At 70.8% G+C, this 19743-nt stretch carries 18 protein-coding genes; 10 read left to right on the top strand and 8 right to left on the bottom strand.

All coding sequences use genetic code 11. From position 1 onward, the window contains the following. Positions 1 to 784 precede the first annotated feature (784 nt). Genes ACZ4QV_RS22445 through ACZ4QV_RS22415 form a run of 7 tightly spaced genes read left to right on the top strand, consistent with a single transcriptional unit; the run spans position 785 to position 7929 of the window. The gene (locus ACZ4QV_RS22445) at positions 785 to 1531 is read left to right on the top strand and encodes a tRNA-dependent cyclodipeptide synthase (RefSeq protein ID WP_467763320.1); all 747 of its coding nucleotides are present in this window, start codon (positions 785 to 787) and stop codon (positions 1529 to 1531) included. Positions 1532 to 1533: 2 nt separating this feature from the next. Beyond that, positions 1534 to 2583, top strand: coding sequence for a 2OG-Fe(II) oxygenase family protein (locus ACZ4QV_RS22440; RefSeq protein ID WP_467763319.1), 1050 nt, complete (start codon positions 1534 to 1536; stop codon positions 2581 to 2583). After that, positions 2580 to 3488 (top strand): 2OG-Fe(II) oxygenase family protein, encoded by a 909-nt coding sequence (locus ACZ4QV_RS22435; RefSeq protein ID WP_361589371.1) that lies wholly within the window; start codon positions 2580 to 2582, stop codon positions 3486 to 3488. The genes ACZ4QV_RS22440 and ACZ4QV_RS22435 overlap by 4 nt, the downstream gene beginning before the upstream one ends. After that, entirely contained in the window at positions 3485 to 5065 is a 1581-nt protein-coding gene (locus ACZ4QV_RS22430) for a cytochrome P450 (RefSeq protein ID WP_361589368.1), read from the top strand. The genes ACZ4QV_RS22435 and ACZ4QV_RS22430 overlap by 4 nt, the downstream gene beginning before the upstream one ends. Then, complete coding sequence (locus ACZ4QV_RS22425; RefSeq protein WP_361589365.1) at positions 5062 to 6030, top strand: 2OG-Fe(II) oxygenase family protein; 969 nt, start codon at positions 5062 to 5064, stop codon at positions 6028 to 6030. Before ACZ4QV_RS22430 ends, ACZ4QV_RS22425 begins: the two co-directional genes overlap by 4 nt. 52 nt (positions 6031 to 6082) lie before the next feature. Next, positions 6083 to 6991: a 2OG-Fe(II) oxygenase family protein gene (locus ACZ4QV_RS22420; protein ID WP_467763318.1), complete on the top strand. Its 909-nt coding sequence runs from the start codon at positions 6083 to 6085 to the stop codon at positions 6989 to 6991. Further along, positions 6988 to 7929 carry a 2OG-Fe(II) oxygenase family protein gene (locus ACZ4QV_RS22415; protein WP_467763317.1) on the top strand — a complete coding sequence of 314 codons (942 nt, stop codon included), beginning with the start codon at positions 6988 to 6990 and terminating at the stop codon, positions 7927 to 7929. Before ACZ4QV_RS22420 ends, ACZ4QV_RS22415 begins: the two co-directional genes overlap by 4 nt. 58 nt (positions 7930 to 7987) lie before the next feature. Here ACZ4QV_RS22415 and ACZ4QV_RS22410 read toward each other — a convergent pair whose 3' ends face one another. The 4 genes from ACZ4QV_RS22410 to ACZ4QV_RS22395 all read right to left on the bottom strand — a co-directional run bounded on the left by ACZ4QV_RS22410 (position 7988) and on the right by ACZ4QV_RS22395 (position 11620). Further along, complete coding sequence (locus ACZ4QV_RS22410; protein WP_361589356.1) at positions 7988 to 8125, bottom strand: hypothetical protein; 138 nt, start codon at positions 8123 to 8125, stop codon at positions 7988 to 7990. Positions 8126 to 9289: 1164 nt separating this feature from the next. Further along, a complete protein-coding gene (locus ACZ4QV_RS22405) occupies positions 9290 to 10318 on the bottom strand; it encodes an ANTAR domain-containing protein (RefSeq protein ID WP_467763316.1) in 1029 nt (342 codons plus the stop codon). A 45-nt stretch (positions 10319 to 10363) separates the two neighbouring features. Then, positions 10364 to 11035 (bottom strand): ANTAR domain-containing protein, encoded by a 672-nt coding sequence (locus tag ACZ4QV_RS22400; protein ID WP_361152318.1) that lies wholly within the window; start codon positions 11033 to 11035, stop codon positions 10364 to 10366. A gap of 84 nt (positions 11036 to 11119) precedes the next feature. Then, positions 11120 to 11620 carry a PAS domain-containing protein gene (locus ACZ4QV_RS22395; RefSeq protein ID WP_361152321.1) on the bottom strand — a complete coding sequence of 167 codons (501 nt, stop codon included), beginning with the start codon at positions 11618 to 11620 and terminating at the stop codon, positions 11120 to 11122. Positions 11621 to 11956: 336 nt separating this feature from the next. Here ACZ4QV_RS22395 and ACZ4QV_RS22390 point away from each other — a divergent pair, with 336 nt between their 5' ends. Both ACZ4QV_RS22390 and ACZ4QV_RS22385 read left to right on the top strand, forming a co-directional pair. Next, positions 11957 to 12646: a HEAT repeat domain-containing protein gene (locus ACZ4QV_RS22390; RefSeq protein ID WP_361589349.1), complete on the top strand. Its 690-nt coding sequence runs from the start codon at positions 11957 to 11959 to the stop codon at positions 12644 to 12646. Next, positions 12633 to 13637, top strand: a complete 1005-nt coding sequence (locus ACZ4QV_RS22385) for a MerR family transcriptional regulator (protein ID WP_467763350.1) — start codon at positions 12633 to 12635, stop codon at positions 13635 to 13637. The genes ACZ4QV_RS22390 and ACZ4QV_RS22385 overlap by 14 nt, the downstream gene beginning before the upstream one ends. 42 nt (positions 13638 to 13679) lie before the next feature. On the opposite strand, the gene ACZ4QV_RS22380 is transcribed toward ACZ4QV_RS22385, so the two are convergent. Next, positions 13680 to 14336, bottom strand: coding sequence for an HAD-IA family hydrolase (locus tag ACZ4QV_RS22380; protein ID WP_361152327.1), 657 nt, complete (start codon positions 14334 to 14336; stop codon positions 13680 to 13682). 184 nt (positions 14337 to 14520) lie between these two features. Between ACZ4QV_RS22380 and ACZ4QV_RS22375 the strand changes: the two genes are divergently transcribed. Continuing rightward, positions 14521 to 16095: an FMN-binding glutamate synthase family protein gene (locus ACZ4QV_RS22375; protein ID WP_467763349.1), complete on the top strand. Its 1575-nt coding sequence runs from the start codon at positions 14521 to 14523 to the stop codon at positions 16093 to 16095. A gap of 89 nt (positions 16096 to 16184) precedes the next feature. On the opposite strand, the gene ACZ4QV_RS22370 is transcribed toward ACZ4QV_RS22375, so the two are convergent. The 3 genes from ACZ4QV_RS22370 to ACZ4QV_RS22360 form a co-directional block, all read right to left on the bottom strand. Beyond that, the gene (locus ACZ4QV_RS22370; RefSeq protein ID WP_361639172.1) at positions 16185 to 17333 is read right to left on the bottom strand and encodes a Glu/Leu/Phe/Val family dehydrogenase; all 1149 of its coding nucleotides are present in this window, start codon (positions 17331 to 17333) and stop codon (positions 16185 to 16187) included. A gap of 309 nt (positions 17334 to 17642) precedes the next feature. Next, positions 17643 to 18575 carry an ornithine cyclodeaminase family protein gene (locus tag ACZ4QV_RS22365; RefSeq protein WP_361152335.1) on the bottom strand — a complete coding sequence of 311 codons (933 nt, stop codon included), beginning with the start codon at positions 18573 to 18575 and terminating at the stop codon, positions 17643 to 17645. Then, positions 18572 to 19699, bottom strand: a complete 1128-nt coding sequence (locus ACZ4QV_RS22360) for an aminotransferase class I/II-fold pyridoxal phosphate-dependent enzyme (RefSeq protein WP_361152338.1) — start codon at positions 19697 to 19699, stop codon at positions 18572 to 18574. Before ACZ4QV_RS22360 ends, ACZ4QV_RS22365 begins: the two co-directional genes overlap by 4 nt. Positions 19700 to 19743: the final 44 nt, after the last annotated feature.

The raw sequence follows: 19743 nt of genomic DNA, 5'->3' as shown, positions 1-19743 counted from the left end.
CCTTCCGGGACGGCATGTACTGCCGCCGCACGGATGCGCGGCGGCACGAGACGCTGGTGGTGAGGGGGAGGTGGCAGCCGAAGAGCGCTCCTGGACGTGGAGCGCCGCTGCGAGAGAGGAGGAGGGGAGAAGTGGGGCCGGTGTGGAGAGGCTGCCCACGGGAAGTCCGATGTGCCATGTCGACGGGGCCGCTCCGTGCGTGCTGTACGCAGGGCCGCGCCTCGACAGGCGGTCGGGACGAGATCACCGTAACCGACCCCAGGGCACTTGCCAACCCGTCCCTGCGCGGACTCTCATAGCGGAAGAAGGCGTGGATTTACGGAATCTGCGCTGAGTGGCAGGCTTGTGGTGTTCCGTCAGGTGGGACGGCGGCATTCAGCCATCTCGAGCCACGCTGGGGGCTGTGGCCCCGCGGGCCGCACGGGGGTGCTCCCCGCCCCTGACGGCAGAGAGCCGTGCCCCGGACCCGCAGGCCGCGAACTGCCTGTTGAGCGCCGTGTGTCGGTCATCCCGCCGATGGCGGGATCTCGCGTCGCGGCCCCGCCCATCGCCCATGGCGAGACCACAGGGGCAACACCCGTATCGCCCGGCCGGGTTCATGCTGCCTACACCGACCAATTTCCTGGTCAGTCGCCGTGCGGCGCCCGGAAAATGCGGTCGTTCGGCGGGGCGGCCTGATCCCTACCGGGGGATCTTGGCTTCCGGTTCACCCTCCTGTTAGAAATTCAATGCGGCAGAAGCATGTCATTCCTGCACCTCTCCCCCCATGGATTAGGCGGATGTGATGTCGTTAGATGCGCAGGGGACCGCTACTCCGATGCGCCGGGTAGCGCCCACCCGCAGAACGCGCTACAAAGCAGAGATCGGCTCGGTTTCTCCGGTTTCGAGCAGGAACACCTTCGAGCAGTTCGAAACATGTTTTCTCGGTGTCAGCCTGGAAAACAGTAACTTCACCTCCCCCAAACTCGCGAGCATGGTCAAGTGGATCTCCCGAAGGTTCGGGCGATGCACTGTGCTCATCGGCGACAGCATTCACCGGCTCACTCTGGAGTCGACGCAGAAACTTCCCCCGGACCGTGCCAGGGAACGGGCGCTGGAGCTCGGCCGGCGCTTCGTGGAGGCCACGGGGGAGGTGTTCGACGCGTACCGTGAGAGCACCGACTTCCACCTCCTGACCTGCGCTGAAGTGCAAGCAGGCGAGAGGTACGCCGAGTTCCACAGCAAGTTGCGGGCGTTCTTCGACGAGGACGAGGCGTTCCGCTCCTCGGTCGAATCGTTCGGTCGTGCCTATCACCGGAAGCGGGCCGACGGCATCAGTGCGGCCGCATTGGAAGACCGCATCCGGATGTCCAGCGACTACTTTCTCGAAGAGTTCGCCATCTTCGCCTGCCTCAAAGAGCAGGGGCTGCCGGTCATGGTGTATCCCGGATCGTTCAGCACCCTGTCCGAGATAGCCAGGGGCGAACATCCGGGAGCCCCGGAAGAGCTGCGCGACCTCGTCGTGGTCTCCCTCCACCTGAAAGGCCGGTGAGTATGGCAGCCGAAGCCCGAGACCTGGTCCCCGAAATACGGCGGGGAAAGATATACCAGGACGTTTACGAGAAGCGTTCGCCCGGCCGTCCCGCGCTCGGCGAAGCACGCCTCGAAAGGGCCCGGGCCGTGGGCGGGGCGCTGGACTTCGGCGGTTCCGGGGCGCGCGACCGGGCTTTCCGGGACGGCGTTTTCCTCCTGGAGATCCCGGGCGGGCTCGACGTGTCGGCGGGCGACGCGTTCGCGCGCCAGTTCTACGAGGGTCCGGACGCGGCGCCGTACGGCCGGTTCCGCGACATCGGCAGCGACCACTTCGGGGATCCGCTGCTCGGCTTCCACCAGCGGATCAACCAGATCGAGCAGTTCCTTCTGGAACGCCGGTTCTGGGCCGCCGCCTATCCGCCGGAGATCACCGCCCTGGGCGAGTCGCTCACCCGGCTCTCGCGGCACGTGCTGTGTTCCGTCCTCTCCGCGGTGGGCATACCGGAGCGGGACTGGGCCCGGGCCACCGGTGGCTGCTCGCGGTGCGCGGGCTCGTACCACCTGACGTTCAACCACTACCGTCCCGCGCACGAGGACATCGGGCTCAGCTCCCACAAGGACGACGGGTTCCTCACCATCCTGCGGACGACCGCCCCGGGCCTCGAAGTCAGCCGCGAGGACCACTGGGAGACCGTCCCGGCCGACCCGGACTGCTTCATCGTCAACTTCGGCCTGTCCATGGAGATCCTGACCGCCGGCAGCCGCATGCCTGTCGCCGCCATCATGCACAGGGTCGCCCGCCAACAGGGCGACCGGTCCAGCTTCGGGCACTTCAGCTCCAGCGGCTGCCTGCCCGGCGGGGACCAGGGCATCTACCGCTACGTACACGGCAGCGGCCTGGAGCGTGTCTGCGGCTCGCGCGAACTCATCGACGAGAACGACTACGAGATCTACGCCGGTACGGATGCGCCGGATGCACCGGGCGCACCGGATGCACCGGGCGGGTCGGACACCACCGTCGCTCCGGGCAGCCCCGAGGAGCACCCCACCGCGAAGGGTGTACGCCGATGACCGCCGACACCATGACCCTCCAGCGCGCCACCGTGGCGGGCGGCGGCCTGCGCTTCGATGCCGCCGACGGCCTGTCCCGTGCCTTGCGGGACGGCTGCTTCCTGCTCGCCATGCCCGCCGGGTTCGATCCGGGGCCAGGCATCACGCTGTGCCGCGAGTTCCACCTGGCGCACGATGAAGGGGCCGCGGCCACCCGCGCGTACCGCGGTTTCAAGGACGTGCCGGGCGTCTACTTCGACCGGGAGCACTTCCAGACCGAGCACGTACTCATCGACGGCCCCGGGCGCAGCCGGCACTTCCCGCGCGAACTCTTCGCCATGGCCGAGCGGATGGGTGACCTGACGCTCCTGGTGCTGCGTGAGGCGATGAGCGAGCTGGGTATCGCGCCCGCGCTGTGGAGCGAGATCACCGGTGGCGCCGTCGATGGCCTCGGCACCCACTGGTTCGCGGCCAACCACTACCGGTCGGAGCGCGCCAAGCTGGGCTGCGCCCCGCACAAGGACACCGGATTCGTGACCGTTCTCTACAACGAGGAGCCCGGCCTGGAAGCCTCCGTCGACGGCGCCTGGGTGCCTGTCGACCCCGTACCCGGCCACTTCGTGGTGAACTTCGGCGGCGCCTTCGAACTGCTCACCGCGGCCCTCGACCGCCCGGTGCGGGCCATTTTGCACCAGGTGCGGCAGTGCGCACCGGCCTCGGGCGCCCCGGACCGCTTCTCCTTCGCGGCCTTCGCCAATCCGCCCGCCACCGGCTACCTCCACCAGGTACGCGAGGACGGCTCGGCCGCCCCCGTGCGCAGCTCCGAGGACTTCCTGCGGGAGTTCAACGAGCGGACCTGGTCCGACCGGCATGCCGACTTCGGCATCGCCGAAGCCGCCGGCGCGAGCGGCGGCGGTACGGCATGAGCGCCCCGGCGGACCGCCTCGGCGCCCCGCGGCAGGGCCGTACCGTTGCCCTGCCGCAGGCCCCCGGCGCGGCCTTCCCCGGACTCGTCGCCCACCACGACGGGCCCAGCCTGCGGCACGGCCACGCCCCGGCGTTCCACGAGGCGACCGTGGTGCGCGGGGAGCCCGCCTCGCACTACTTCCGCGCCTCCGGCATCAGTGCCTGTGCCGAGGAGAACGGCGGCCTGTGCACGTTCTGGATGGGCCCCAGACTCGCCGTCTACCAGATCACCAACGAGCCGCTCGTCGGCGATGACCTCCTCGCCCCCTCCACCGACGCCAACCGCGAGCTGTTCGGCGACTTCATGGGCTCCCTGCCTCACGACCATCCGGACCGCCCGGGGAAGCGGGCTGTGGTCGAACGCTCCCTCGGCAACGCCAAGTTCGTCGAGAGCCTGGAGCCCGCCGTCCGCCGGTTCACGGCCGACCACCTCGGCCGCGCGGCCGGCCGCCCCCTGCCGCTCGACGACTTCACGCTGTCCCTGACGGCTTACGTGGACAGCATGCTCCCCGGCGTTCTCGACCTCACCCAGCGGCCGCTGCCCGAGTACCTGCACTCCGCAGAGTACGGCCGTGTGGTGCGCGGCTTCTTCGACCTCGCCTCCGACGTCATCAGCAACGACAACCCGGCGGCGATGCGCGAGTTCGACATCATCGTGCCGTTCGTCCGCGACCTCCTGGCAGACAACTTCGACGCCCTGGCCGACGCCCCCGATTCCAACCTGATCCGGCGCCACTTCAGCCTGTGGGGCCTGCCCTTCACCCGCCGGTCGGTGGCCGCGCTCGATGCCGCGCGGGTCAAGGAACTGGGCACGGTCATCGTCGCCACGTACGACACGACGGCGCTCAGCCTGATGTGGGCCATCGGCTATGTGGAGGCCACGCCCCAGGTCAAGGACGCCGTCGTGGCGGAGGCCAGGAGCGGTGCGGGGGCGGCGGCCGGAACGGGGTGCCCGTACGCAGCACCGCCTTCGCACGCGGGCGCCGCGCTGTCCGTGACCGACCTCGCGGTCCTGGAGGCCGTACGCCTCGGCGGCAGCAATCCCAGCGCCCTGTGGCGCCGTACGACCGGACCGTTCACCCTGCGCCACCGGGGCGTGCGGGTGACCGTACCGCCGGACACCATGATGTGGCTGGACCGGCGGCAGGCCAACCGCGACCCCGCCGTCTTCCCCGAGCCGCGCCGCTTCGCCCCGGCCAACATCAAGGCCATCGTCCGCTCCGACCGGGAGACGGTCTCCTCGCTGCTCTCCCGCGGCCGCTACGAGATCAACTCGTTCAGCATGGTCAACGCCGACCGGAACCCCCGCAAGTGCCCCGGCCGGCTCTTCTCGGTGCGGATGCAGTCCGTGGTCCTCGCCGAGCTGTACGGCCGGTACGCGGTCGCCACGCAGGGCGTGGACCTCCGGCTGAAGCACCACGCGTCCATGCCGCGCCCGGCACGGCCGGGAACCATCACGATCCGGCCCGAACCCGGCGCGCCGCCCGGTCCCGGCACGCAGCGCGACACCGCAACCCCGAGGGAGCCGTCCCCATGACCACCGCCAACTCCCGCACGTCACCCACGCGTTTGCACCCCGCCACCTCCCGGCCCCCGGTCAGCCTGCCACCCATGCCCGGCGAGCGGCAGGCTCAGGCCGCGTACCCGCCGGTGGACCTCGAACGCTCCTGGTTCGACGGGGACGAGCTGCTCTTCGAGCGCGACGGAGGCTTCGACCGCGCACTGGCCAAAGGATTCTTCCTGCTGCGCGTACCCGACGGCCTCGACACGGGCCCGGGGGACCGGTTCGCCGCGCACTTCCACGAGGATCCGGCCGGTGACGACCTGGACCCCTACCGGGGCTACCGCCACGCGGAGGTCCCCGGCACCTACCAGGGCTACTTCGACCGCGAACACGACCAGTGGGAGAACTTCTACATCGAGAGGGCGAACTGGGCGCTGCTGCCGCCCGAGGTCGCCGAACTCGGCCACCGGATGACCGGCCTCGGTGTCGCCGTGCTGCGTGCGGTGCTGCGGCACGTGGAGGTACCGCGGCACCTGTGGAGCGAGGTGTCCGGTGGCCTCACCGACAGCGCTGGTCACCAGATGCTCGCCTTCAACCACTTCCGTTCCCGGAAGGAGACCCGGGGCTGCAAGTTCCACCGCGACTCCGGATGGGTGACGGTACTCCGCTCCTTCGAGCCGGGCCTCCTCGCGCTCATCGACGGAGAGCTGGGCGCCGTCAACCCCGAGCCGGGGCACTTCATCGTGAACTTCGGCAGTTCGCTCGAAGTGCTCACCTCCGCCCTGCCGCGGCCCGTGCGCGCGAACGTGCACGGCGTGGTCTCCACCGAGCGTTCCGCGGGCCGGGCCGACCGCATCTCGTACGTGACATTCCTGGACTCCGCCCTCGACGGCACCGTCTACCGGCTCGACAACGGCACGGCGCACCCCGTGCAGTCGGTCGCGGACTTCGCCGCCCAGGAGGTGAGCCGGACCTATGACAACGACGGCGCGCTGTAGCCGGGGCACGGGCACGGCGCCGGCGGAAACCGACCAGGACGGGAGTCGCACCATGACGGACACTGCGCAGGCGCAGCAGGCAGAGCGGGATGAAACCCACCTCACCCTCCCCGCGGCCGAGGCCGACGCGGGCACCCTGCGGTTCGGCACCGCGGACGACATCGAACGGGCGCTGCGCATCGGCGCGTTCAACGTGGCGGTCCCCGAGGGCCTCGACGTGCGCGCCGGACTCGACTTCTGCCGCACCTTCTACAAGCCGGGGACCGGCGGACCGGACGACCGCCACCGGGGCCACCGCGAACACGGCCACCCGGCCTCCAAGCTGGGATACGAGGACCGGCCCGACCAGGTCGAGCAGCTCCAGCTGGAGAGCTTTCTGTGGGAGGAGTACCTGCCGGACGAGGTCACCGCGCTGCTGTGGCGCATGCGGCAGCTGACCCTGGACGTCCTCTACGGCGTGTTCGACGCGGCGGGGGTGCCCGAGGCCGACCGTGACCTCATCACCGGCGGCGCCGCGCAGGACACGGGCCTGTGCTACACGACGGTCAACCACTACCGTTCGGGCCTGAGCGACCGCGCCGGGATCGTCGAGCACTCCGACAGCGGATTCATCACCACGATCTGCACCGACCAGCCAGGCTACGAAATCCTCCACGAAGGCCGCTGGCTTCCGGTGCGCGAGCGTCCCGGCCACTTCACCGTCAACCTCGGCGACGCCTTCCGCGTCCTGACCAGGAAGCTGCCCAGGCCGGTGACCGCCGTCTACCACCGTGTGCCGGAGCTGCGCCCGGACGCGGGCACCCCGGACCGTTCCTCCTTCACGGTCTACATGGGTCCCCGCTACGACATGCAGCTCTACCAGTACGACACCGACGGGCGACTGCGCGAGTACCAGAGCTTCCGCGACTTCTCGGTGGAGAAGGCAGGCAAGCTCGGCTACGACTTCCACTCCCGCGTATGAGCACGGCTGCGGGACATTCGCGTACCGCCGCGCTGCAGGGCTGGCAGATGGCCGAACTGCGCGACGGCGAACTGCACTTCGCGGCCGAGGACGGGTTCCGGCGCGCCCTGAAGGACGGCTTCTTCTACGTGCAGCAGCCCGCCGGCACGGACCTGTCGGCCGGGGACCGCTTCGCCCGTTCCTTCTACCTCGCGGCCGAAGACCCGGCGGGCCCCGCCGCGGAGCATACGGACCCGTACCGGGGATACCGTCGCTGGACGTCCGAGCAACTCGGCCCGCACCAGGGCTACTTCTGCCGGGAAGCCGACCAGACCGAACAGTTCTTCCTGGAGAGCGCCTGGTGGGACCAGGTGTACCCGGCCGCACTCGCCCGGCAGGCCGAGCGCATGCGTGACTTCGCGCTCGACATCCAGCGCGCGGTGCTCGCCCGCCTCGACCTGCCGCGCGCCCTCTGGGACCAGGGCACCGGGCACAGCCTGACCCCGCACGGCACACACACCCTGACCTTCAACCACTTCCGCCCGGAAGTGGCCGCGCGCGGCCTGAACATTCACAAGGACTCCGGCTGGGTGACGGTGCTGCGCTCCATCGAGCGCGGGCTGGAGGTGGACCGGGACGGTGAATGGCACCCCATCGACCCGGTCCCCGGCACCTTCATCGTGAACTTCGGATGTGCGATAGAGATCCTGACCCGGCGGACCGCCACACCGGTGGCCGCGGTGGCCCACCGCGTGGTACGCCAGCCACCGGGCGGCGGGGCCAAGCCGGACCGCTTCTCGTACGCGCTCTTCGTCGACAGCAGTCTCGACGAGAGTGTCTGCCCCGGCTTGTTCGCCTACGAGCCGGGCAGCGGCCTCCACCTCCGGTCGGGGTTCGGAACCTTCCTCGACGACATCCTGGACAACACCTACCGGGAGGACACGAGCGGTCTGTATTGAGACGGCGCAGCCGCCGCCGGGAGACGGGGAGACAGGAAGGGCCGGTGCCCGGGCGGACTCAGGCGCTTTCAGCCATGACGTCGCCCAGCCAGTCGTGGATGCGGGCGAAGCCCCGGCGCTGGGCACCGGCCTGGCAGTGCGCGTCCGTGCCCAGTGTGCTGTCGCCTGACGCGCCCCGGGCGCCGGCTGCCGGCACTCATTGAAGTACCCGCAAATACGTCTCCTTCCAGACGTCAGCTTCCTGGACGGAGATCCGGATCGACGTCCGGTTGGCGGCTGAAGCCTGCCGACGGGTCTTGAGGAACGCGTCCGCTTCGTGGGAGAACCCTGCTCTGCGTTGGGCGAGGACCAGTGGTTTGGTGGCGCGATCGATGAACTGGAATCCGGACAGAGCGCATCAACTCGCGGATGTGAGATCAAAGCGCTCGGCCAGGGCGGCGCGTCCCTGGTGGGGGCTTGCGGTAAGAGCACACAACGTGGGGCAGCCGTTCGCCCGCGGTCAGGGTGGTGACGCCGTTGACCATGAGGAAGCCCTCGGCCTGGGGCAGGCCGCCGTGCCCTCCGGCGGCTCGGACCAGCTCGGTGCGCGCCAGCAGCATGGTCTGCCCCAGCGGGATCCCTGATCGTCTGCATGAGATTTCCTACGCACCGGGCGCACCGGGCGCATCGGATGCGGTTGGACAACTGGCATAGGGCGGTGGGTTTACGGTCGGGGAAAGGGGTTACTCGGCCATGACCTTGATCGGTTTTGCAAGAGGGTCAGGGAATGTTCACCGCAGTCGGCCGGCAGGCCGCGGTGAGCGGTCGCTGCCGTCGGGGAATCGGCGGCGGCGATAAGCACCACCAGCAGGTGCCGCAGGTGGCGAAGCCGCGAGGACGCAGAGGGCTACTCGGTTGGTGGGGCGGTGCGTTGCCCGGGAGGGTGCCGGCGTAGATCAGGTGAGTTCAGCGGTGACAGCAGCCGGTCGGCTCGGACGTACGAGGAGTACTACAGGTGAGCTGGGGGCCTCCGCGCCACCGGGTACGACGTGAGTGATAACAGCCTGGCCTCCATACGGGTGCCTGGCGAATACGCTTACGCGCCGCTGTTCCTTGAATGGGCTCGCCGATATGACCCGGACCAGCGTGAACAGTCGCCGCGCAGACTTCGCCTACGTCATCCAGGCCACTTCCGAAGCTGTCCGCCTCGACTGGATCCGCCGTCGCATTCACCAAACGATCCGAGACGGAGTTTGCGAGCCGGGCCCTGCCGAACTCCCGGCTGTTGTCAACCTTGGCGCCAACGTATAGCGCACTATCAGCGAGCTGCTGCATGGACTGCATGGCCATCCCGGCGTGCGCCCGGGGGCCGGGGGCATGTTCACGTCAGTCCAGCAGAGCGCCAGCGGTACAGCGTGCCGCAGCCCTGGCCAGGCGGCGGCACGCCGAGGCAGGCGGGTGTGGGCCCGGTGCGTGGAGTGTTTAGAAGGTATTCACAGGGCGTAGCGCGCTTCTCCCTGGGTAGGTGGTTGAGCCTGGTCATGGCTGCGCCGTGCGTGCTGTACCTGCCCTCTTCACGCTGCTTGCCGGCTGCATCCCAGTATCTGGTGCGCGACCAGTCTCGCCCACCGGTGTGCGGGCCATGCCGGTCTCCGTCACGGGTGCTCGTACTCACTCGGGGGTGGCGGGGGCGATTGGGTGGTGGCTGGGGGAGGTCGCCGTGGTCGGCGATGTGCTGAGCGACGGTGGTCAGCAGCAGATGGTGGGAGCGGGCGTGGTGGCGCATGGCGGTGAAGGCCTCGGAGAGGGAGAGGGCGCGGCGGGCGGCGAGGGCGCCCTTGGCCTGTTCGATGAGGATGCGGGAGTGCAGCGCGGCGTGCAAATGGGTGTCGACGGCGTCGGTGCGCCGCAGGGAGTGGGCGTGGAGGAGGCCGATGGCGGCCGCGTCGGCGAACGCCTGGGCCACGGACAGGTCGGCGACCGGCAGCGGGCTGTCGCTGGTGCGCAGCAGCAGGAGGCTGCCGAGGCTCTCTCGGCGCAGCCGCATCGGGACGGCGCTGGCGTAGGTGTAGCCCGTCTCGATGGCCTGGGTGGTGAAGTCGTGCCAGGCGGCCGGTGCGCGGGCGAGGTGGCCGGGGGCGACGGTGGTGGCGGTGCGGTAGGCGTCCAGACCAGGGCCTTCGCGCAGGGCCGGGTCCAGCACCTTGGACAGGGCCGGGCTGGGATCGCACGGTGCGGGGCTGTACAGATGGGGCCCCGGGTAGGCCAGCAGGACGGCGGTGTCGGTGACGGCCAGGATGTCGCAGCAGCGCACGGTCAACTGCTGCAGGAAGTCGATGACGTCGAAGTCGTCGACGAGGGTGTCGGCGAGTTCCACGAACGTCTGTGTGATCTTCTCTTCCCTGCTCATGTCCTCACTCCTCGGTGCGCGCCGACGATCCCGCGCCGCGGTGGTTCACGTCGGCAGGTCCCGCAGGATGTCGAGGGCGGTCTCGGTCAGCGGCCGCCCCGAGGCGAACGCCCGGGCCCGCAATCTCACCAGCGCCTCCTCCAGCGGGACGCCGAGGCGGACGCTGAGCACGCCGGTGGCCTGGTGCACCTCCACCCGGTGCAGGTCGACCGCGCCCGCCACCCCCGGCCCGTCGTCGGAGTCGCCGGCCTCCGGGTGCCAGGCCAGCAGCCGGCCGGTCAGCGCGTCGGCCACCCGCAGCCCGTCCGCTGCCTGCTGGGTGCTCAGCGGACCCGGCGTCGTACGGTAGCCGGTCAGTGCGCCGAAGCGCGCCGCCCCGGAGCGCACGGGCCACACGAACACCGCCCGTACGCCCAATGCCTCGGCTTCCGCCGTGAACATCGGCCACCGCCGGCCTTCCTGGGCGCGCAGATCCGGTACCTGACAGGGCACCCCGTGGGAGTCCGCCGTCATGCCGGGCCCCTGCCCGACGGTGAATCGGACGTCCTCCAGCCGTGCGCTGATGTCGTCGCTGAACCACACCAGTTCCGCGCCCTGCCGCAACGAGACCGCTATGCCTCCCAGTCCCAACGCACGTGCGCACCGCACCGCCCACACCCGGTGCTCGCCCGCGTCCACGGCCCGCTTCAGGCCGGTGAGCAACTCCTGCACAGACATCCGGCGCCTCTTTTCTGAGCCCCGCGCCGAAGAACGGACCACCCAAGGCGGTCACGTTCCGTTGTCCGTAGGCTACTCCTCGGCCTATCGGTAAGCCCCGCTTCGGCGGAAGAAGAGGAACCGGTCCGGCCGTCGGAGGTCCGGGTGGGCGAGAGAGTGACGTCCACGTCGAGCCGTACCCCGGTGCTGGTGACCCGGATGGTCCCGCAGTGCCCGGTCTTCGCGCCGCGGCTGAGTCGGTCCGGCAGTTCGCCGATCTCGCTCCTCGCGCTCGGGCGGCGCGAGGAGCGAGCCATGGGAGCCGATCGCCTGCTGCGGGGGGTGACCGTGCAGCCGCTGGGCCGCAGCGTTCCAGTAGGTGATCCGGCGGTCCAAGGTCTTGGCCTTGGCCTTGGCCTTGGCCAGGATCGCTTCGTGCGGTGGCTCCGCCAGCGCCGCCAGGTAGTTGACCTGTGCCGCTGCCGTCTCATGGTCGGGGCCGCCCCGGACGGCGGTGGCCACCGGCGGACAGCCCGTACGTCCGGTGGGGGAGGTGCCGGGGGCGACGGGCCGGCACACCACCAGGGCAAGGTCGTCGGACCGCACGGGCAAGCGGTCCTGATGCGGCTGCTGTCCTCCGTCCAGCGGGGGTGCTGCCTGGATGCACAGATGCAGATGTGCGCACCGTCCCTGATTCGGGAGACGCACGCCTGAATGTCCTGGGGTTCGTCGGAGACCGGGCCTGGCCGGCGCGTCAGGAGCGACGACCGGCCGACCGGGGTGACGACGAGCCGACGTACGTCCAGCGACACACGTCCCGCCCTTCGCTCAGGCGGTACGGGCACAGGGCAAGTGTGCCGGACTTCACCCGCTTTCGTCCGGTCTCCGCTTGACCTTGACACGGTGGCAAGGTCTTCACTGCTGCCCAAGGAGGTGGTCCCGATGACCATGACGAGACAGGACACGGATACCGTACGCGCGTTGCAGGGGCTGGAGGATCGTCGCTCGTCCGTGCGATTGCGGGCTGCCCTCGCGGTCGGTACGGCGCCTGACCCGTGCTTCGTCGACAAGCTGATCGAGCGATGTGCGATCGAACCCGAGTTCTTCGTCCGCGACATGCTGACCTGGGCGCTCACCCGCCACCCGGTGTCCTTGACACTCCCCGGGCTGCTGCGCGAGGTCCGCTCCGAGCGTGCGCAGGCACGGAGCCAGGCCCTGCACACGCTGTCCAAGATCGGGGACCGGCGGGCGTGGCCGACGATCACCCCCGCCCTGTTGTCCGACGCCGACGACGAGGTGGCGCGGAGCGCCTGGCGGGCCGCGGTCGTGCTCGTACCGGAAGGAGCGGAACCCGCCTTGGCCACGGCGCTGGCGACGCAGCTCGGACGCGGTGACCGGGACACCCGGCTGAGTCTCAGCCAGGCGCTGGTCGCGCTGGGCGAAGTGACGGTGCCGACTCTGCTCGCCGCGACGACGGCCGCCGACCCGCGCGTGCGTGCGCACGCGCGCGCCACCCAACGGCTGCTGCGCGACCCGGACGCCGGCTTCGAGTCGGCGATCGAGGAGGCCAAGCGCGTCGGGATCCTCGCCGGGGCCCCCGGGACGGAAGATGAGCACCGTGCTGATCGGTGAGGTGTCGAAACGGTCCGGAGTCAGCGCCCGTATGCTCCGGCACTACGAAGCACTCGGTCTCGTGCGGCCTTCGGGCCGTACGGGCTCCGGTTACCGGGAGTACTCGGCGCAGGACATCCGGCGGGTCTTCCACATCGAGAGCCTGCGGTCCCTGGGTCTGTCGCTGCGGGAGATCGGACGCGCGCTCGATGATCCCGGGTTCACGCCCTCGGCGCTCGTCGGCGACCTCATCCGCCAGACACGTGACCGCATCGCGGCCGAAACCGAGCTGCTCACGCGGCTGTGCCGGATCGACGCCGCGGACCCCGCCGACTGGGAGGGTGCCCTCCAGGTCGTCGCGCTCCTCCAGGCGCTGGGATCGCGGAGCGCCGACGCCCGCCAGCGCGCGGCCCTCACCTCGGCCGACGGCATCCCGGTGCCGACGGAGGCCCTGGTCGAGGCGGCACTGAACGAGACGGAGCCCGGCGTCGCCGGCGCCCTCCGCTGGGCGTTGGCGCGATCCGGCGACGACGGCCCGGCACTGCTGGCGAAGGGCCTCGGCTCGCCGGTGGCCGCGGTGCGCAGCCGTGCTGTTCAATGCCTCGCCGTACTGCCCGGTGCTGAGGCGACCGCGCTCCTGCGGGACGCCCTCACCGACCCCGACGCCGAGGTCCGCGGGTACGCGGCTCTGGCGCTCGGGACACGGGGAGTGGCCGAAGCGGTCCCGGTGCTCATCGACATGATCGTCGCGGGACGGAACGACACCGACGCCGCCGACGCACTGAGCAGACTGGCGAGCGACACCGCGACGGCGGACCAGATCGCGACCAGGCTCGTCGACCGCCTCGCCCACGACACCACCGGAGCCCCTGCACGCGGACGGCTGACCCAAGCACTGGCGGACATCCCGGGGACGGCGGCGTCCCGTGCCCTCGGGGAGCTTTCGCACGACGAGGACCGCGCTGTCGCACTGACTGCCGCGTATCTCCTTCAGCTCCGCGACCCGCAGTGACGCGACGGACGGGCGGCCGAACGGCACGTGCCGTCGGCGCCGTCACCTGAGCGGGGTGCCGAGGACGCCTTCCAGGCGGCGGATCGTCTCGGTCGGGGTGGTGTCCAGGACGGTGGTCATGCCGAGGTCTTCGGCCGGTGGCAGGTTGCGGGCCGAGTCGTCCACGAAGGCACACTCCCGGGCGGGAAGCCCGACGGACTCCAGCGCGATCCTGTACAGCGCCGGGTCGGGCTTGCGGACGCCGTGGTGCTCGGAGAGGACCACGGCATCGCACAACGCGTCGAGGCCGTAACCCTCGTAAGGGTCGTACGGCACCGAGCCGGCGCTGTTGGTGAGGAGAACGACCTTGACCCCCGCCCGCCGGGCGCAGCGCGCCGCGGCGAGCATCGCCGGCTCCGGGCGGAGGCCGGCCAGGACGCGGCCCAGCAGATTCGTCGCCTCGACACCCAGCAGGGGAGCGGTACGCAGGTTCCATTCGTCCTGGGTGATGACGCCGCACTCCAGGTTCTCGTACAGCTCCCGGCCGACCGGGTCCGTCGAGACGACGTCCAGGAACGCGTCGGGGGCCAGACCCTCGCGGAGGCAGAAGGCCCGCATGCTGTCGGTGACCGGTGTCGTCAGTACCCCGCCGAAATCGAGGAGCAGGCCGCGGGGCCCGGTCCGCTCCGGCGCCATGCTCTTCTCGACATCTGACGGCATACCCGGTCCAACGACCAGCCGACCCGGACGACACTGCCCGGCCCGCCGACGGCCGGCGTCGTCACCCGGCGCCGGCCGCTCCCGAAGACCCGTCGTCGCAGGGGCCGTGGCGCGGACCACGGGACAGGCATGTCGCCCTTCGTGTTCGGCTGCGGTATCCGGTTGACTGACAGACGTGCTACGACTGTCTGTTGTCTTCGTCCTCGTCCTGGCCGGTGCCGTCCTGACGGCGTCCGCCCTGCTCGCCTCGCCCTGGTGGTGGGTGGCCGCCGTCCCCGTACTGGCGCTCGCCGCCCTGAGCGTGCGCGATGCCTTGCAGCGCCGCCATTCGGTGCTGCGCAACTATCCGCTGATCGGCCGGCTGCGCTACCTGCTGGAGAGCGTGCGCCCCGAGATGCAGCAGTACTTCATCGAGCGCAACTACGACGGCCGCCCGTACGACCGCGATGTCCGCAACATCGTCTACGAGCGCGCCAAGGGCACCGAGGACGAGGCGCCGTTCGGCAGCGAACGGGACATGTACGGCGGCGGTTACGAGTTCCTGGTCCCGTCCATGGCGCCGCAGCCGGTGCCGGACGAGGCGCCGACCGTGCGCGTCGGCGGCCCCGACTGCACCCGGCCGTACGACATGGCGCTGCTGAACGTCTCCGCGATGAGTTTCGGCTCGCTGTCCGCCAACGCGATCCTGGCCCTCAACCAGGGCGCCGCACTGGGCGGCTTCGCGCAGGACACCGGAGAAGGCGGGCTGTCGGAATACCACCTGCGGCACGGCGGCGACCTCGTGTGGGAGATCGGCACCGGCTACTTCGGCTGCCGGACCCGCGACGGGAACTTCGACGCGCACGAGTTCGCCGACAAGGCCGCGCACGACCAGGTCAAGTGCCTGTCGCTGAAGCTGTCGCAGGGCGCCAAGCCGGGCTTGGGCGGTGTCCTGCCGGGCGGCAAGGTCAACGCGGAGATCGCCCGGGTCCGTGAGGTGCCGCAAGGCCGGACGGTCGTCTCGCCGCCGTATCACCGGACCTTCGGCACGCCCCGGGAACTGGTCGGCTTCCTGGCCAGGATGCGGGAGCTGGCGGACGGCAAACCGGTGGGTTTCAAACTGTGCGTCGGCTCCCGGCAGCAGTTCCTGGCCGTGTGCAAGGCCATGCGGGCCGAGGGCGTCACCCCGGACTTCATCATCGTCGACGGCGCGGAGGGCGGCACCGGCGCGGCGCCGCTGGAATTCGCCGACCACCTGGGAAGCCCGCTCACCGAGGGCCTGATCACGGTGCACAACGCGCTGGTGGGCACCGGCCTGCGGGACCGCATCAAGATCGGCGCGAGCGGGAAGGTCGCCACCGGCAGCGACATCGTCAAACGCATCGCGCAGGGTGCGGACTACACCAACGCGGCCCGCACCATGATGTTCGCCGTCGGCTGCATCCAGGCACAGCGCTGCCACACCAACCGCTGCCCGGTCGGCGTCACGACACAGGACCCGCGGCGCACCCGCGCGCTGGTCGTCGCCGACAAGTCCGAGCGCGTGCACCGCTACCAGCGCGCTACGGTCCGCAGCGCCTTGCAGATCATGGCGGCGATGGGCGTACGGGAGCCGGGCGAGCTGCGCCCGCACATGCTGCGCAGCCGCGTCGGCCCGGACACGGTCCGCTCCTACGCCGAGCTCTACACCTGGCTGGAACCGGGGCAGTTGCTCGACGGGCCGCCGGAGGACTGGGCAGCGGACTGGGCGGCGGCGGACCCCGACCACTTCACCGTATGAACGCGGCACCGTGTGAACGCGGCACCGTATGACCTCAGCACCGTGTGACCCCAGTGGTCTCGGCACGAACGGATCATCGCGGCTGTCGCTCAGTCGGGAGGAATCCGCCCCTTGCTCCGCATCGCGGTGCGGACGCGTTCTTCGGCCAGGTTGCGGCCCGCCGCGTGCGGGGTGGTCCTCCGCCGCCGGGCCTCGTCGAGGACGGTGAGCGTGTTGGCTCGCAGCCTGGTCGAGATCGTTTCGAAGATGGTGGCGGTGTGGGGGCGGAAGCCGGAGTAGCGGGAGTCCATGGCGAAGGCGGCGGCGACGACGCCTCCGGCGTTGGCGATGAAGTCGGGGACCAGGGTGATGCCGCGTTCGGCGAGCAGGCCCTGGGCATCGGGGGACGAGGGCAGATTCGCGCCTTCGACGACGAGTCGTGCCTTGATGTGCTGCGCGGTGGTGCGACGGATGACGTCCTGGAGCGCCGCGGGCACGAGGATGTCGCAGTCCACGGTGAGTTCGCTGCCGCAGGGCAGCGGGGTGCCGTGGGGGTGGCGGGTGACGAAGTGGTCACCGTGCTCGTCGCGGGCCGCGAGGAGGTCCGCGACGTCGAGGCCGGCCGGGTCGTGCAGGGCGCCGTGCAGGGTGGAGACCGCCACGACGGTGGCGCCGAGTTCCGCGAAACGCCGGGCGGCCGCGCTGCCGACGGCGCCGAAGCCCTGGATGACGACGCGGGAACCGGTCAGGGACAGACCCAGGTCCTGGGCCGCGGCGTCGGCGGCCTCGGCGACGCCGTAGCCGGTGACGCCGAGTTCGTCGTAGGCGACGCCGCCGAGGTGTTCGGGGGTGCCGACGGCGGCGCCGCGGTCACCGAGTTCGTCCTGGATGAAGGCCGCGTCGCTCTCGGTCAGCCCCATGTCCAGGCCCATCACGTACTCGCGGGGGACCTCGTTGGACAGGGCACGAGCGAACGCGCGCAGGATCGCTTCCTTGTCGCGGGCGGCGGGGTCGGCGACGATGCCGGCCTTGGCACCGCCGTAGAAGAGGTCGACGCCGGCCCACTTCCACGTCATGACGCGGGCCAGGCGGGCCACTTCGCCGACGGTCACGGTGGGGCTCATCCGGGTACCGCCCTTGCCCACGCCCCGGGCGGTGTTGTCGATGACCAGGACACCTTTCATACCGGTGCGCCGGTGGGAGACGACGACGATCTTCTCGGGGCCCCAGTCGTCGACAAGGGAAAGGGCATCAGTCACGGAAGGTCCTTGTCAGCAGAGACGTCGGCAGAGATGCCTGGCAGAGATGCGGGCGGAGTTGCCAGCAGTGGTCGAGGCCGGTGAGCGTCGGCCGGGTGGGGTGCGCGGGCGATGCGCTGTGCGACGTGTGTGGCGGTGCGGTCGGTCTGCTGGGCGGTCCGGGCACGGCGGCTGAAGCTGTCGGCGAGACGTACGTGTCCGGGGCGGCCGCGCGTACGGCGGGCAGCAGGACCGGTTCCTCACGCTTGGCCGCGACGCGTCGCGACCCATGGCTGGAAATCGCCGTCGGTTTCCGGTCGCCCTCGGCGCTCACGGGGGCCCGTCGACGGCGGCAGCGGCCACCACCAGGTCCTGCCACGCCATGCCCGTGCCCTTGAACAGCTTCGGCCGCCGGGGCGCGATGTCCACCGCTCCGCGTACGAGTTCGGCCAGGTTGCCCGCGATCACCCCGGTGTCGATCTCGCCTGCGCGCAGCGGGATCAAGAGGTCGCCCGCCTCCCGCAGCGCCGCGCTGCGCGCCTCGACGACGACGGTGGCGCGGGCGACGAGGGCGCCGTCCACCTCGCGGGCCGTCGGTTCGTGCGCTCCCATCGCCACGACGACCGCGTGGTCCGCGACCGCCGCGGCCGGGAACAGCGGCGTCCGCGCCGTCGTACAGCAGGCGATGACGTCGGCGGTCGCCACGGCCTGCGGCGGGACGGCCTCCGCGGGCAGCCCCGTCGACCGGCAGCGCTCGACCAGTTCGGCCGTACGCTCCGGACGGCGCGCGACGACTCCGACCGAGGAGATGGGGCGTACGGCCCTGACGGCCTCCACATGGCCCCATGCCTGCGGTCCGGTTCCGAAGACGACGAGCCGTTCGGCGTCCGCGGCCGCCAGGTGGTCCACGGCCACGGCGGAGACCGCGGGCGTCCGCAACAGGGTGAGGGCGGAGCCGTCGATCAGGGCTACCGGGCAGAGCGTGGCGGCGTCCATGAGGAGGTAGGAGGCGACGATGCGCGGCAGACCGCGGGCGGGGTTGTCGGGCGCCACCGCGGCGATCTTCACTCCGGCGTACGAGGACGACGTGGCGGGCATCAGCAGGAGCTGGCCTGCCTGGACGTCGAGCACGGTGCGCGGGACGTCGGCCTCGGGGTCCAGGCCGGCGCGCAGGGCCCCGTCCAGTGCCGCGATCGCCCGTGGCATGGGCAGGCGGCGCGCCAGTTCCTCGGCGTCGATCAGGGGCAGCTTGGTGGGATTCACGAGCTCAGTTCCTTCAGGACGTGCGAGGTCTTCTCCAGTGCGGCCGCCAGCTGGGCCGGTTCCTGCCCGTGGGTGAACCGGAGGTGGTGCTCGGTTCCGAAGTGGGCGCCCGCGCCGACCAGCACCTTGCCGCGGGCGTACAGGGCCTCGGCGACATCGGTGCTGGGCAGGTCCAGGTGGTAGCGGACGAAGGCCAGGGAGGTGGCCTGGGGCGGCACGACCGAGAGCAGGTGGTCGTGGGAGGCGATCCACTGCTGCATCTGGGCCCAGCTCTCGCGCAGGAAGCCGCGGTAGCGGTCGAGCAGTCGGGCGCAGGTGGGTGGCTCAAGCGCCAGTTCCGCCAGCACCATCGCCGTCCCGGACGCGGAGAGGGTGGCGTACTCGTGCCGTTGGCGGAGCTCCGGGAGGAGCGCGGGTGGCGCGATCAGCCAGCCGAGGCGCAGTCCCTGCATGCCGAACGCCTTGGAGAGGCTGCCGACGCACACGACGCGGTCGTAGCGGCCCCAGAAGGTGGGGCTGAGCTCGTCGGTGCGGAGTTCGGTGCCGCGGTGGACCTCGTCGGAGAGGATCCAGGCACCGACCCGGTCGGCGACGGAGACGATCGCTCGTATCTCCTCTTCGGTCAGGACGGTGCCCGCCGGGTTGTTGGGGGTGGTCAGCACGATGGCCCGGGTGTCGGGGCGGACGGCACGGGCCAGGGCGTCGGGATCGGGCCGCCAGCCGCGCTCCGGGTCCAGGGGGACGTCGTCGACGGTGGCGCCCCGGTTCTGGGCCGCACCCCAGATCTGCCGGTAGCCGGGTGACATCGTCACCACGTGGTCCCCGGGGCGGACGAGGGTGTCGACGGCGACCGTGTTGGCCTCGGCCGCCCCGGCGGTGACGAGGACCTCCGACGCGTGGTCGGTGCTCCCGGCGTGCCAGTGGGCGATCTGCGCACGCAGGTGGTCCGTGCCGCATGTCGGCGGGTAGTTCAGCTCGCTGTCGAGGAGCCGGCTCAGCGCCTGTTCGTCGTCGACCAGCTCGCGCATCCGGATCGGCCGGCAGCCGCTGTCGGCCAGGCTGTAGGTGGCGGTGGCGCCCCGCTTGTGCAGCCACTCCAGCAGTTCGAACGGGATGAAGGTCATGGATCTCCCCAGATACTCGGCGGCACGGAGGCGGGCAGGGCGGG

It is taken from the genome of Streptomyces sp. NPDC026394 (genome assembly GCF_055567735.1).
The sequence above is the reverse complement of the archived record's forward strand: the minus strand, read 5'-3'. Positions and strand labels throughout refer to the sequence as shown.